The sequence below is a fragment of the Pseudomonas mohnii genome (assembly GCF_900105115.1).
GTDB lineage: Bacteria > Pseudomonadota > Gammaproteobacteria > Pseudomonadales > Pseudomonadaceae > Aquipseudomonas > Aquipseudomonas mohnii.
This window is the reverse complement of record NZ_FNRV01000001.1, coordinates 6,252,804-6,266,961: the sequence shown is the minus strand read 5'-3', so window position 1 is coordinate 6,266,961 and position 14,158 is coordinate 6,252,804. Positions and strand designations below refer to the sequence as shown.

12 protein-coding genes are annotated in these 14,158 nt (G+C 59.5%); 7 read left to right on the top strand and 5 right to left on the bottom strand.

Features of this window, described 5'->3' with window-relative positions; translation table 11 throughout:
* Positions 1–127 precede the first annotated feature (127 nt).
* Positions 128–1,555, top strand: coding sequence for a cytochrome-c oxidase, cbb3-type subunit I (ccoN, locus tag BLV61_RS29210; protein WP_090469332.1), 1,428 nt, complete (start codon positions 128–130; stop codon positions 1,553–1,555).
* Positions 1,555–1,776, top strand: a complete 222-nt coding sequence (locus BLV61_RS29205) for a hypothetical protein (protein WP_047528444.1) — start codon at positions 1,555–1,557, stop codon at positions 1,774–1,776. Before ccoN ends, BLV61_RS29205 begins: the two co-directional genes overlap by 1 nt.
* 70 nt (positions 1,777–1,846) lie before the next feature.
* Here the strand turns inward: BLV61_RS29205 and BLV61_RS29200 are convergent, their stop codons facing one another.
* The 4 genes from BLV61_RS29200 to BLV61_RS29185 all read right to left on the bottom strand — a co-directional run bounded on the left by BLV61_RS29200 (position 1,847) and on the right by BLV61_RS29185 (position 4,714).
* Complete coding sequence (locus tag BLV61_RS29200) at positions 1,847–2,341, bottom strand: hypothetical protein (protein ID WP_047528442.1); 495 nt, start codon at positions 2,339–2,341, stop codon at positions 1,847–1,849.
* Positions 2,342–2,454: 113 nt separating this feature from the next.
* Positions 2,455–2,976: a GNAT family N-acetyltransferase gene (locus BLV61_RS29195; RefSeq protein ID WP_090469328.1), complete on the bottom strand. Its 522-nt coding sequence runs from the start codon at positions 2,974–2,976 to the stop codon at positions 2,455–2,457.
* A gap of 170 nt (positions 2,977–3,146) precedes the next feature.
* Positions 3,147–4,127: a LysR family transcriptional regulator gene (locus tag BLV61_RS29190; RefSeq protein WP_090469324.1), complete on the bottom strand. Its 981-nt coding sequence runs from the start codon at positions 4,125–4,127 to the stop codon at positions 3,147–3,149.
* A 146-nt stretch (positions 4,128–4,273) separates the two neighbouring features.
* Positions 4,274–4,714 carry a carboxymuconolactone decarboxylase family protein gene (locus tag BLV61_RS29185; protein WP_090469322.1) on the bottom strand — a complete coding sequence of 147 codons (441 nt, stop codon included), beginning with the start codon at positions 4,712–4,714 and terminating at the stop codon, positions 4,274–4,276.
* A 205-nt stretch (positions 4,715–4,919) separates the two neighbouring features.
* On the opposite strand from BLV61_RS29185, the gene pdxR reads away from it, so the two are divergent.
* The 5 genes from pdxR to BLV61_RS31200 all read left to right on the top strand — a co-directional run bounded on the left by pdxR (position 4,920) and on the right by BLV61_RS31200 (position 9,049).
* Complete coding sequence (pdxR, locus tag BLV61_RS29180) at positions 4,920–6,353, top strand: MocR-like pyridoxine biosynthesis transcription factor PdxR (RefSeq protein WP_090469319.1); 1,434 nt, start codon at positions 4,920–4,922, stop codon at positions 6,351–6,353.
* Positions 6,354–6,476: 123 nt separating this feature from the next.
* On the top strand, positions 6,477–6,770 hold the full coding sequence (locus BLV61_RS29175) for an antibiotic biosynthesis monooxygenase family protein (RefSeq protein WP_047528434.1): 294 nt from the start codon (positions 6,477–6,479) through the stop codon (positions 6,768–6,770).
* Between the two features lie 197 nt (positions 6,771–6,967).
* The gene (locus BLV61_RS29170; RefSeq protein ID WP_047528432.1) at positions 6,968–7,387 is read left to right on the top strand and encodes a cupin domain-containing protein; all 420 of its coding nucleotides are present in this window, start codon (positions 6,968–6,970) and stop codon (positions 7,385–7,387) included.
* 227 nt (positions 7,388–7,614) lie between these two features.
* A complete protein-coding gene (locus BLV61_RS29165; RefSeq protein WP_090469316.1) occupies positions 7,615–8,325 on the top strand; it encodes an ATPase in 711 nt (236 codons plus the stop codon).
* A 148-nt stretch (positions 8,326–8,473) separates the two neighbouring features.
* Entirely contained in the window at positions 8,474–9,049 is a 576-nt protein-coding gene (locus tag BLV61_RS31200; protein ID WP_139213664.1) for a hypothetical protein, read from the top strand.
* A gap of 89 nt (positions 9,050–9,138) precedes the next feature.
* On the opposite strand, the gene BLV61_RS29155 is transcribed toward BLV61_RS31200, so the two are convergent.
* Positions 9,139–14,034 carry an NAD-glutamate dehydrogenase gene (locus BLV61_RS29155; RefSeq protein ID WP_090469310.1) on the bottom strand — a complete coding sequence of 1,632 codons (4,896 nt, stop codon included), beginning with the start codon at positions 14,032–14,034 and terminating at the stop codon, positions 9,139–9,141.
* Between the last annotated feature and the right edge of the window lie 124 nt (positions 14,035–14,158).

Here is a 14,158-nt window from a genome sequence, read left to right as displayed (position 1 = left end):
CAGAGGTGGATCAACCGGGACTGGGTCAATTTCAATCTGATCCGCACTAATGAACTTTTCCTGAGCCTGTTTTGTTTGCGCCACGGTTTCTACAGTGCACGGCATTGCAACCGTGGAAGCATTGAGCATGAGCACAACAACTGTCGGGCAAGCCTATAACTACAAGGTCGTGCGCCAATTCGTCGTGGCGACGGTGATCTGGGGCGTCGTGGGGATGGCGATGGGCGTATGGATCGCCTCGCAACTGGTGTGGCCGCAGATGAACCTGGATCTGCCGTGGACCACCTTCGGTCGTTTACGCCCGTTGCACACCAGCCTGGTGATATTCGGCTTTGCCGGCAGCGCGCAATTCGCGGCCAGCTACTACGCCGTACAGCGGACCTGCCAGGTACGGCTGTTCTCGGACACACTCGCCGCGTTCACCTTCTGGGGCTGGCAATCGGTGATTGTGATCATGTTGATCAGCCTGCCGCTGGGTTACACCACCACCAAGGAATACGCCGAAATCGAGTTCTCCGGCGCGGTGTGGATGACCGTGGTCTGGGTCGCTTACGCCATCGTGTTCTTCACCACGGTGGTGCAGCGCAAGACCAAACACATCTACGTCGGCAACTGGTTCTTCGGTGCGTTCATCGTGGTGATCGCGATGCTGCACGTGGTCAATCACCTGTCGATCCCGGTGGGCTGGTTCAAGTCCTATCCGGTGTATTCCGGGGCCACCGATGCCATGGTGCAGTGGTGGTACGGGCACAATGCAGTGGGTTTCTTCCTGACCACCGGTTTCCTCGGGATGATGTATTACTTCGTGCCCAAACAGGTGGGGCGTCCGGTGTATTCCTATCGCCTGTCCATCGTGCATTTCTGGGCGCTGATCACCCTGTACATCTGGGCCGGCCCGCACCACTTGCACTACACCGCTCTACCGGACTGGGCGCAGTCGCTGGGCATGGCGATGTCGCTGATTCTTCTGGCGCCGAGCTGGGGCGGCATGATCAACGGCATGATGACGCTGTCGGGCGCTTGGCATAAGTTGCGCACCGATCCGATCCTGCGCTTTCTGGTGCTGTCCCTGGCGTTCTACGGCATGTCGACCTTCGAGGGGCCGATGATGGCGATCAAGACCGTCAATGCCCTGTCCCACTACACCGACTGGACCATCGGCCACGTGCACGCCGGCGCCCTCGGCTGGGTGGCGATGATCACCTTCGGCGCGACTTATCACATGGTGCCGAAGGTATTCGGTCGCGAGCAGATGCACAGCACGCCGCTGATCAACCTGCATTTCTGGCTGGCGACCATTGGCACGGTGCTGTACATCGCCTCGATGTGGGTCAACGGCATCACCCAGGGCCTGATGTGGCGGGCGATCAACGACGACGGCACCCTCACCTACTCCTTCGTCGAAGCCTTGCAGGCCAGTCATCCCGGATTTGTGGTGCGCTTTGCCGGTGGCGTGTTCTTCCTTAGCGGTATGTTGCTGATGGCGTACAACGTGTGGCGCACGGTACGGGTGGGCGACGTGGCCATGGCTGAACGGGAGGCGCAGATCGCCTGATGATTGAAATCGCACTGAATATTCTGGCAGCGGCGAGCCTGTGGCTGGGCGTCGAGTACTGCCTGAGAAGTCACTCGGCGCAAAGCCTCGATGACGCCAGCCTGATGCCGTTCGCCGATGACCCGGAAGTGGCGCGGCGGGTGGAACAGGCGACAGGGAAGACGGTGAAGGCCGTCGCCCCGCCAGCGCCGAAGCCGGGATGGGGCCACCTCGAACTCTGAGACAACAGCCAACCCCTGTGGGAACGAACTTGCTCGCTCCCACAGGGGTCCTGTGTATTGATCAATACGTTCAGTTGCGCTCGCGGGGGATCAGGCTTTGCAACTGTTGCGCCAGAAAGTTCGCATCGAAGGCGAAGGTATCCGGATCCTTCAGGCCATTGGTCTTGCGCCACTGCCAGCCCTGTGACGGCGGCAGGCAAACCAGGGAAACACTGCCGTAGCGTGCGGCGGTAAAGCCCATCACCGCCACCGAAATCTGCCCGCCGACACCCATCACATCCGGCACGAACTCCACCGGCTTACCGGCAATCAGGATGCTCAGCTTTTCGGTATTGAAGGTGGACGTCTCCACCGGGACACTCGGCCCCGAGGCGACATAGGCTTCGCGACTCACCTCCAGCAGATTCGGCGCCTTGACCGGTTCCAGCCACTGCTGGATCTGATCGAACAGCTCGCCAATGCGCTTGGCCCACTCGGCCGATTGCGTCTCGAACAATTGCTTCTTATGCGCTTCGCTGTCTGCGTAATGACGAAGCATCTCGCCCAGTTGCTGTACGTCGTCCATCGCGATGTTCCTTTGGTTGAAGCGGTGCTGCGGACCCTGAGCATGGCAGAAGCGCGCCGCTGGCGTGCGACTAAAAGCACGAGCGGCGCTGGCGTTTGCCCTGAACCGTTGATTCAACCGGCCTTAAGTGGGCGACGCAGGCGCGCCATGCTCAAGGTATCGACGAATACCCCGTCACGCACCGCGTAATCGCGAAAGATCCCTTCGGTTTCAAAGCCAAATTTGCGATACAGGCCGATGGCAGCCTCGTTGTCGGCATAGACGGACAGTTCGACCCGCCGCAGATTCATCCAGTCATCGGCGATATCCAGCGCCGCCGCCAACAGCTTGGTACCAACGCCCTTGCCCTGCCACGCCTGCGCGACCCCCATGCCAAAAGCCCCCGCATGGCCGCGACGGACACGTGAAAACTGCTCAAGGGTGATACTGCCGACAACGGCTCCCTGGTGCAGCGCCACCAATTGAACGATTCGTTCGTTGTCCGACGCCAGGCGCTTGCGCCAGGTCTCGCTGGACGGAAACGGCATTTGCAGCGTCTGCCGGGCGACCATGGGGTCGTGGTAAAGCGCGGTGATGCCCTCGATGTGGGATTCGTTGAGGCGTTCGAGGGTGATGACAGGGTCGATGGCGGGCATGGGTGACTCATCCTTGATACAGACATGGCTGCTCACTCTATATCGCAAACTTCCCGGCTGGCGATCCCCCTGTGGAATCGAGCCTGCTCGCGAAGAGGTCCTGCAGGCACATCAATGGAACCTGATACACCGCCATTCCGAGGAGGCTCGCTCCCACATTTTGATTGGGCTCAACGTTCGAACCACTCCCGGCGCTCGTTGAAGGTGCCGTTGATCAACTCGACGATCATCCGCACCTGCGCATCCGCCTCGGAGTGGCGATTCACCGCCAACCAGACCTGACGCTGCATCGGCAGGTCGAACAGCTCTGGCAAGCCGATCAAACTGCGGTCGAAACGGCTCATGTAGCCGGGCAACAGGCCGATGCAGGCGCTGCAACGGATCATTTCCAGCATCAGTTCATAGGAATGCAACTGCACCACCCCGGCCAGGCGCTGGTCCACCAGGGTGTTCCAGGCTCGAAAGCTGTCGATCTGCCGATCATGCTGCCATTGCACGAGCAGGAAATCGGCCAGGTCATCAAGGCTGTCCGGGCGCGAAGCGACCCTGGAGTAACGTTTGGCGATGTGCGGCAGGTAGTCGAGACGTGCCAGGCACCGAGGTTCGCTGATGGCAAAACTCGGCCCGGGTAGCGCTGAATCGGCGCCAGACAACCACAACACCACATCGGCACTGACGGCTCGCAGGGACAGCTCGCTGTCGAGGCTGATGATGTCCAGGCGCACGCTGGCATTGCGCCGCAGCAAGGCCACCAGGTCGCGCCCGAGAATGTCATGCAGGATCGATTCGGCGACGGCCAGGCGCACCAGAGGCTGTTCGATCACCGGCAAGTCGCGCTCGTGGGCCAGTGCGATCAATTGTGAATGCAGTTGAAGCCCGTCACGACTGAGGACGACTCCATTGTCCGAGGGGCTGAATAATGAGCACTGCAGCTGTGTTTCCAGTTCCGCCAATTGCTTGCGTAACCGGGTCGCCTTGATATTGAGGCTGCGCGCTGCCTGCATGAAACAGCCAGAACGCGCGGTGACGCTGAAACACTGGGCCAGCACCGGATCGACATCCGCCGCCAGTGTTCGCCAGGAAACGCTTTTATCGAGGGGCGCGCCATACTCGGCAATGCGCCGACGGCTGCCGGTTCCCATGATTGGCATTGATGACTCCCTGTCCTTCTATCCGTGCGATCCATCCTGCGCACCTTTCATGAACGCCGTATGACAACCCGATCAGGTACTGGAATGCGCGGACCGCGGCAGGAGCGTGCTTGCGCCTGCCATTTCGTTAACTGAACAGCGTTGGATCAGGCACTGGGGCTTTGCCGGAAACTCACTGCCAGACGATTCCAGCTATTGATGGTCGTGACGGCGAGGGTCAGGTCGACCAGTTCAGCTTCGCTGAATTGCGTCCGCGCCTGCTCGTAGACGTCGTCCGGCACGTGGCTTTCGGCAAGCAGGGTCACGGCCTCGGTCCAGGTCAGGGCCGCGCGCTCGCGCGGGTTGAAGAAGTTGCTGTCGCGCCAGACCACAATCGAGTAAAGGCGCCGGTCGGTCTCGCCCAGGCGCCGGGCATCCACCGAATGCATGTCGGTGCAGAACGCACAGCCATTGAGCTGTGAAGCGCGGATCTTGACCAGGTGCAGCAGCGCCGGCTCGATGCCCAAGCTGCTGGTCAAGGCCTCCATCGCGATCATGGCTTTCATCGCCTTGGGTGACGCGCTGTAGTAATCCAGGCGGGGGTTCATGACAGGCCTCGTGCGGCGAGAATGTGTAATTCACGGTATCCGTTGTTACCCGGGCGTTACAGGTCCAATTTGGCGAAAAATCCGTGGACCACCCGCCTCCAGACCAATTGACGGTTTTTGCGCCACGCAACTTCTGCATAACCGCCGGATGGGGGTAATCTTGCGCGACGCACACGCGCCTCAATTGCCCCGGAGCTTCGCCGGTATGGAACTGCATGTTGTCATCAATGGCCGCAAGGACCTGGCAGGTCAGCTGTACAACCAACTGCGCAGCGCCATCGAGTCCGGGCGCCTGGCGGCAGGGACGCAGCTGCCACCCAGTCGCCTGCTGGCCGAGCAACTGGGCATTTCGCGCAAGACCATTTCCGACACCTACGCTCAACTGACCTACGAAAACTTCCTCACCGGAGTGATCGGCAAAGGCACCTACGTCAACGCTCGGGCTTCGAAAGTCGAGCGTAAACAGAGCCACTCGGAACTGGCCGGATTCGAGGTCATCGAATCCTGGCGCAACCTGCCGGTGTTTCTGCGCCACCCGACACTGGAAGGCTCGCTGCGCTACGACTTCATTGGTGGCGCCACCAGCAAGGGCCAGTTTCCCCAGGACGACTGGCGGCGCTGCACGTCCCATGCCTTGCGGCAGATCTCCGCGTCCAAAGGGTTCTACAGCCTGCCGGAAGGCCTGCCAGCACTGCGCAATGCCATCGCCCGGCACATCGCGTTTTCTCGCGGGGTCAATTGCCAGGATGAAGACGTGGTGGTGTGCAACGGCGCCCAACAGGCCCTGGACCTGATTTCCCGGGTGCTGACCCGCCCGGGCAGCATCGTCGCCATGGAGGACCCCGGATACCCGCCCGCGCGCCTGTTGTTCGGCACCCACGGCGCCACGGTGATCGGCGTGCCGGTGGATGGCGAAGGCATTCAGGTGGACAAGATCCCCCTTGGCACCCGGCTGATATATGTGACCCCGTCGCACCAGTTCCCGCTGGGCATGCCCATGAGCCAGGAACGGCGCGTGGCGTTGCTGGCCAAGGCTCACGAGCTAGGCGCAATCATCATCGAGGACGACTACGACAGCGAATTCCGCTACGAGGGCCGGCCCACGGACTCGCTGCAAAGCATGGATGAGCGCGGAATCGTCGCCTACGTCGGAACCTTCTCGAAAACCTTGCTGCCGGAGTTGCGGCTGGGTTATGCGATTCTGCCGCCGGCGATTCTCGATGCGGTGGTACGCGCCAAGCAACTGACTGACCTTCACACCTCTACCCTGCCGCAATGGGCGCTGGCCAAGTTCATCGCCGAAGGCTGCCTGCTCAAGCACATTCGCCGTTGTCACAGCATCTACGCCGGTCGACGGGAACGGATACTGGCGCGCATCGCCACTGACCTCTCGCCATGGCTGGAAGCGGTGCCGACCACGGCCGGTTTCCACATGGTGGTGTTGTGCAAAGTACCGATCGATGTGCCACTGGTGATCGAACTGGCGAAAAAAGTCGAAGTCGGGCTCTACCCCATCAACAGTTTTTTCTACCAGCAAGCGCCGCTGGCCGGGCTTTTCCTCGGCTTTGGCGCCATTGATACCCTGGACATCGACACCGCTCTGGATCGCCTGCGCGACATCTTGCAGCAAGTCACCTGACGGATTGGTCTGCGACTTTATCCGGCGATTGGCTATTGGTGGTCCGGGGGTGCGGGCCTATCCTGCATAGGCGTTATCTCTCAATGAGCAGGATTCGTCCGGCCTGATTCAGGAGCGTGAGCAATGCCCAACCAAATGATCAATACCCTCAAGGTGAAAGCCGTCTCCGGCCGCTCGGACGAGCTGGGTAAGCAACTGCAAAAGATTGTCGAGACGCTGCGCGATCTACCGGGCTGTGAGTCCTATATGGTCGACCGTTGCCCCGACGACAGTAATCGCTGGACCGTCAGCTCCCATTGGCAATCCGAAGCGGCCATGCAATCGCATTTCAACAGCCCTCAAGTGCAGGGATTTATCGACCTGATCGATTGCCAACTGGCCAACGCCGTCGACTTCAACAGCTTTCCGATTCGTTAAGAACGCGATTAAAGATCGCAGCTTTCGCCAGTTCCTGCAGGGCATGGGTACCTCTGTAGAAGCTGCCGGAGGCTGCGATCTTTTTTGTCCGCACACTGACATTGGTCCCCTGGACTTCCCGAATATTGGCTGTTTGTTTGTTATGGGTGGCGGACTAGATTGGTTCCGGACAACTCACCCATTACAGGTAATGAACCATGAACGTTTTGCGCTTCTGTACTGCCCCTTTTGTTGCCCTGGCCCTGGTCGTTTCCGCCTCGGCGTTCGCCCATGAAGCCGGTGGTCCTTCGGAAAAGGTCACGGTGTTGCAAGATCAAATGCTGCAAAACGCGCCTGGCAAAAAAGCCATGATGATCGAAGTCGACTACAAGCCAGGGCAATCCTCCATTGCACACAAACATGAGGGCACTGCCATGGCCTACGTGTTATCCGGGGCCGTCACTTCTCAGGTGAAGGGCGAAAAAGAGCGGACCTATAAGGCCGGTGAGTATTGGTACGAACCGGCCGGTTCCGAGCACCTTGTGTCGAAAAACGCCAGCAAAACGAAGCCTGCAAAGCTATTGGTGTTCATGGTGCTCTCACCGGACGAGAAAGTGCTGATCCCGTTGGAAAACTGATGACTGAACGTACAGCCATAAACAAAAAGGCCCGAATCATTGATTTGGGCTTTTTTATATCTGCCGGCAATTAACCGAAAAGTTTTAAATCAAACAAAACTATTAGCCGGCGGATAACTACGGATATTGGCTACTGCATGGGAGTCAAGCGGTTTAGTCTGGAATGACGGCCGCTTAAAACCGGCCATTTAACTTTCCGACTGATGTTGTTTCACTGGAGAAACACCATGAAACTCGCGCTTGTCAGTACCTTGACAATGACCGTCCTAATAGCCGGCTGCTCCATACCCACCGCTCCTTCGGCGGTTTCTTCTCTGGACGGCATATTCACGCAGCCGGTCGGACGCAGCAATGCCACGAGCATTCCCAACGCCCACAATGTTTCGCTGGGCATCGTCTACAGCCGCAACACCCAGGCCAACCGCGCCTACCTGCAGGATTACCAGGCCAATGCCGGTACCGGTTTCGGCCAGAGCCTGCTGGTGCAGCCGATTCACGATGCCTACGTAGCCACCTCCCAACCCGACCTGGCCGTGGATTGGGTCAAGGCCTCGTTGCAACGCCAGTTCGGCTCGGTCACGGTGTACCCGGACATGCAAAGCCTGAAGGCGGCCAAACCGGACGTGGTCGGCATCGTCGACAGCCGCAGCCAGTTGATGACATCGCGCAGCTCGGACATCGAGGCGAAAGTCAGTGTGGACTTCTACGACAAAAACCTGGGCTACATCGGTACGGCGCAAGGGCATGACGCCAAGGCGATGAGTCCAGTGTGGGCGGACTACAAGCGCAGTGAAGAAATCGTCGCGGATATTAACGAACAGCAAAACGTGCAAGTAAGAGCGCTGCAAAAGTTTGACCAGTCGCTCAGTAATTTATTGTCCAATCCGACAAGTAATGTCTCGATGATCGACAAAACGACAGAGCAAATACTGTATTAAGGCTGCGACAACCATGGCGAGCAAACCTCGACTGGGAGAGGAAGGGTTTGCTCACATTTAATCAACGCCGTGACTTTTAAATAGCGATATATTCAGTTCCGCGCGACAGCGTCAACTACCACCATCTTCTACAGACAAGGACGTCTTCATGACTAAAGACCAGGAAAGATCCTTCATCGCCCGCATCACTTGCGCTGGAATCAACATGACATTTTTTGACGAGTTGTTGAGCCCGGGGCATTTCCAATTCAACGGACGCAGTTCTCCAATACCTCCAAATGTAGTGTCGACATTTGAAGCCTACGATCCAGTCACCCAAACAATGCGCCGTGTAGGCCGTAGAAAAATGAAGACCATGGTCGTCCACTTCAAGTGCTATGACGACTACTACAACATTCAGATTGTGAGCGAAGCCTACTATCAGAAATATTTCAGCAAGGGCGAGCAAGGCGTGCTGGGTGCCTATCCGGCCGCCGGGGGTGATACCACCTCCTTCAATTTACTGAACGGCAATCATCAAATCATCACTCTGGATGATTTGAAGAGCTCCCAACCGGCCCTTCACTTGAAAGCGCGTAACGCCGGCATCATCAAAAAGGAAATCTGGCGCGACCCGGCGTACAGCACTTGTTTCACCGATAAATCCGGAGACATCGCCACGTTCGAGCCGGATATTCTGGAAAGGCACGTCTCTACACCCGAACGCTCTACCCCCTACACCTGAGGGATCGATCCCTGGGCCGACGTGTTGTCCGCCCTCAAACAAAAAAGCCCCGCATCTTTCGATGCGGGGCTTTTTCATTCAACGCCTGATCAGACCGCCGGTTCCAGCTCGGCGACCGCAGCGGCAGGAACTGCCGCTTGACCGCTCAATGCCAGGTCCAGCAGTTCGCGGTTAGCCACCGCGTACATGGCATAGTCAGTGCCGCTGGCGGCACGGATTTCCACCAGCATGGCGCGCCAGCGCTCGATCATGCCCTCGTTCTGCTGCATCCACAGCTCCAGACGTGTTTCCACGTCCAGGGTGCCGTCACCCTGCTGCAGGACCGAGATGGTGATCGCACGTTGCTGCCAGTCGACGTCATCGCGGAACGCTTCACGGGCCAGGGCCTGCCAGTTGTTTTCAACCGGCAGAGCGCTGATCTGTTGCAGGTACCAGGTAATGTCCAGCGCACTGCCCACGGCGAAGTAGGCCTTGGCCACCTCGGCCGGATCCTGGCCAGTCACGTCGGAAGCCTCGATGATCGGCAGCAGGGTGTACAGGTGCGAAGTACCAGCCACCATACGCGCCAGCAACTCCGGCACACCGGCTTCGACATACGCCTGATAACGGGTTTGCCAGGTTTCGCGGATCTCGCCACTGAGCAACTCGTCCAGCTTGAGACCCAACTCCTTCAGGTGGGGACCGAAGTGTGCGACGTCACGGGCAGCGTTCTGCTCGTTGCGTCGGGCGCGCAGGAACCAGCGCGTGGCGCGACGGCCCAGGCGCATCAGCTCGTCCATCAGTTCCAGTTGTACGTCGGCGGAGACCTGGTAGTCCAGGGCTTCGATCTGACGGAACCAGTGCGGGAGGTGGAAAATATCGCGCACGATCACATAAGCGCCCGCCACGTTCGCCGGGCTCATGCCAGTCGACTCTTTGAGTCGTTGAACGAAGGTAATGCCCATGTGGTTGACCAGATCGTTGGCGATCTGGGTGCTGACGATTTCGCGCTTGAGGCGGTGACGGCGCATGGCTTCGGAGAACTTGCTCACCAGGGTCGGCGGGAAAGCGGTTTCCATGTCGCGGGTCAGGTAGTCATCGTCCGGCACCAGGGAGCCCAGCAACTGCTCCTTGAGGTCGATCTTGCTGTAGGAAATCAGTACCGACAGCTCGGCACGGGTCAGGCCATGGCCTGCCGCGATGCGTTCGTTGAGCTGGTCTTCCGACGGCAGGAACTCGATGGCGCGATCGAGTTTGCCGCGACCTTCCAGATCGTTCATCAGGCGCTTGTACTCGGCAATCCGCGGCAAGGCGCGACGGGCCGCCAGGGACAAGGCCTGGGTCTGCTTGTAGTTGTTGCCCAGCACCAGACCACCGACTTCGTCGGTCATGCTCGCCAGCAACTGATTACGTTGCTTGTCGGTCATGTCGCCGGCCTGAACCACTTCGTTCAGCAGGATCTTGATGTTCACTTCGTGGTCGGAGCAGTCCACGCCACCGGCGTTGTCGATGAAGTCGGTGTTGGAGCCGCCGCCATTGAGGCCGAATTCCACACGACCCAGTTGGGTCATGCCCAGGTTACCGCCCTCGCCCACCACTTTGCAGCGCAGTTCGTTGCCGTTCACGCGCAGCGCATCGTTGGCCTTGTCGCCGACATCGGCGTGGCTTTCGCTGCTGGCTTTGACGTACGTACCGATACCGCCGTTCCACAACAGGTCCACCGGCGCCTTGAGCAAGGCATTGAGCAGTTCGGTCGGGGTCAGCTTGTCAGCCTTGATGTCGAAGCGTTCCTGCATCTGCGGGGAAATCGCGATGCTTTTCGCGCTGCGCGAGAAGATCCCGCCGCCTTCGGACATGAGGCTGGTGTCGTAATCCGACCAGGCCGAACGCGGCAGGTCGAACAGGCGCTGACGCTCGACGAAGCTGGTGGCCGGATTCGGATTCGGGTCGATGAAGATGTGCAGGTGGTTGAACGCAGCGACCAGTTGCAGCTTGTCGGACATCAACAAGCCGTTACCGAACACGTCACCGGCCATGTCGCCGACACCGACCACGGTGATGCTGTCTTTCTGGACGTTGATGCCGCGCTCGCGGAAGTGGCGTTGTACGCCGACCCACGCGCCCTTGGCGGTGATGCCCATTTTCTTGTGGTCGTAACCGGCCGAACCACCGGACGCAAACGCGTCGCCCAGCCAGAAGCCGTAGTCGATGGCGATGCCGTTGGCGATGTCGGAGAAGGTTGCAGTGCCCTTGTCCGCCGCCACGACCAGGTACGGGTCATCGTCGTCATGACGCACGACGTTGGCCGGCGGCACCAGAGCGCCGTCTTTCAGGTTGTCGGTGATGTCCAACAGGCCCGAAATGAAGATGCGGTAGCAGGCGATACCCTCGGCCGCGATCTCGTCACGGCTGCCGCCCAATGGCAGGCGACGCGGCAGGAAGCCACCCTTCGCACCCACCGGCACGATCACCGAGTTCTTCACTTGCTGGGCTTTTACCAGGCCCAGGACTTCGGTGCGGAAGTCTTCTTCACGGTCGGACCAGCGCAGACCACCGCGAGCGACGTTGCCGAAGCGCAGGTGCACGCCTTCGACGCGCGGCGAGTAAACGAAGATTTCGAACTTCGGTACTGGCTTTGGCAGCTCTGGAATCAGGTGCGGGTTGAACTTGAAGCTGAAGTAGGACTTGTTATGACCGGTGGCGTCGGTCTGGTAGAAGTTGGTGCGCAGGGTCGCCTTGATCAGGTCCAGGTAGCGACGCAGGATGCGGTCTTCGTTCAACACCTGAACGTCATCCAGTGCGCTCAGGATCGCTTGTTCCAGACGTTGCTGCTTGTCTTCCAGGTCATCGCTGGTGAGCTTGCGCGCCAGGTAGAAACGGGTTTTGAACAACCGGGTCAACTCGCGAGCGATGTCAGTGTGGTTGTTCAGGGTGCTGGCGATGTAACCCAGATCGAAGCCCAGGCGGATCTGCTTCAGGTAACGGGCGTAGGCACGCAGCAGCGCCACGTCACGCCATGGCAGGCCGGCGGTCAGCACCAGACGGTTGAACGCATCGTTCTCGGCATCGCCGCGCACGATGTGGACGAACGCGTCCTGCAGGGTGTCATTGAGTTGCTGGATGTCCAGCTCCAGGCCTTCAGCGGCGGTGAACGCGAAGTCGTGAATCCAGAACTCGCGGCCATTGGTGTGACGCAGGCGATACGGGAACTCACCCAGCACGCGCAGACCGAGGTTTTCCAGGATCGGCAGCACGTCGGACAGCGCCAGCGGGGTATCGGCGTGGTACAGCTTGCAATGCAGCTCACGCTGGCCGGAGACCTGGCCCAGCGGCTGATAGAAGCTCATCACCAGCGGATTTTTTTCGCTCAGGCTCAGCAGGTGTTGCATGTCGACCACCGCCGAATGGGCGGCGAAACGCTCGCGGTAACCGGCCGGGAAACCTTTCGGGAAATCAGCCAGCACGTTGGTGCCATGGGCTTCGCCGAAGCTTTCGACCACCAGGCTGGCGTAGTCGTCCTGCCAGCTGCGGCAGGCCTGCACCACTTCTTTTTCCAGCAACAGCGGGTCGATGTCGATGCGGTTTTTCGGGTCGACGCGCAGGATCAGTTGCACGCGGGCCAGCACGGACTCGGAGAAGAAGGTCCAGAACTCGCAATCGGAGGCTTTCAGGCGATCCATCAGCACTTGCTGGATCTTCTGGCGCACTTCGGTGGAGTAGATATCACGCGGCACGTAGGCCAGGCAGTAGCAGAAGCGGCCGTACGGGTCTTTGCGCAGGAACACGCGAATCTTGTTGCGTTCCTGGATCTGCACGATCGACATCACGGTGCTGAACAGCTCGTCCACCGGGGTCTGGAACAGATCGTCGCGCGGCAGCACTTCAACCACCTGCGCCAGTTCCTTGCCCAGGTGAGCCTTGGCCTGGAAGCCGGAACGGCGTTCGATTTCCTCGACCTTGCGACGGATGTACGGGATGACCCGCACGCTCTCGCCATACACCGACGAGGTGTACAGGCCCATGAAGCGGCATTCCTTGATGACGTTGCCGTTGGCGTCGATTTCACGGATAGACACGTAATCCGGGTAAGCCGGACGGTGTACGCGGCTCGGGTGCGCGGCCTTGGCGAACGACAACAGGGTCGGTTCGCGCAGGTAGTTCACCGCGTAGTCCTCGATGCGCAGGTCATCGTAGGTCAGGCCGGTACGCAGCAATTTGGTCAGGCCGAGGAAGGAATTCTGGTCGTAGACGATGTGACCGCCATCGGCCTCATCGCGCACCACGAACTCTTCATAGCCCAGGAACGTGAAGTGATTGCCCACCAGCCATTCCAGAAAGCTCTTGATCTCGGCCTTTTCGCCGGCATCGACCGCGAACTGGCTGTTGTCCAGGCCGGTAAGGATTTCCTGGACCTTGGCTTTCATCGGTTCGAAGTCAGCCACCGCAACGCGTACTTCACCGAGCACTTGCTCCAGCTCTTTGGCCAGTACGTTCAATTCGGCGGTGTTGGCGCAACGGTCGATTTCCAGGTACATCAACGACTCTTGCAGGATGCCGTCGCCCTGGGTGCCTTTCGGCAGGATTTCCAGCAACTCGCCCTTGCTGCCGCGACGCACGCTCAGCACGGTGGTTTGCAGGGTATGGATGCTGTAGCCGCGACGGTTCAGCTCGGTACGCACCGAGTCCACCAGGAACGGCAGGTCATGGTGCAACACTTCGACCGCGGTGTGGGTCGACTGCCAGCCATGACGCTCGTAATCAGGGTTGTAGACGCGCACTTGCGGTTGCGCGTGATCGAAGCGCTCAAGCAGGCGCCACGCAGAAAGGGTACAGCCAGCGAGGTCGGACAACCGACGCTGGGTCAGTTCATCCAGGGAAATGATGCCGAAGAATTGTTCAGCAAACAGCGCCACTTGTGGCAGTGCCTGTTCACTGATGTGCTGCGCCAGTGCCGCTTGCAGTTGGTGCTGGAAGTCGGCTTTGCTGGCTGCGGTGAAGAACGCCATCTGTGGTACTCCGCTTGGGCTTGTTATTGATGGAAGCGTCGCGTGCAAAACCCCTGTTCGGGGCAATCCGTCACCCTGTTCCTGATTCTCGGGCAGAGGAAACAGGACGACAGGTGGGTGAAGC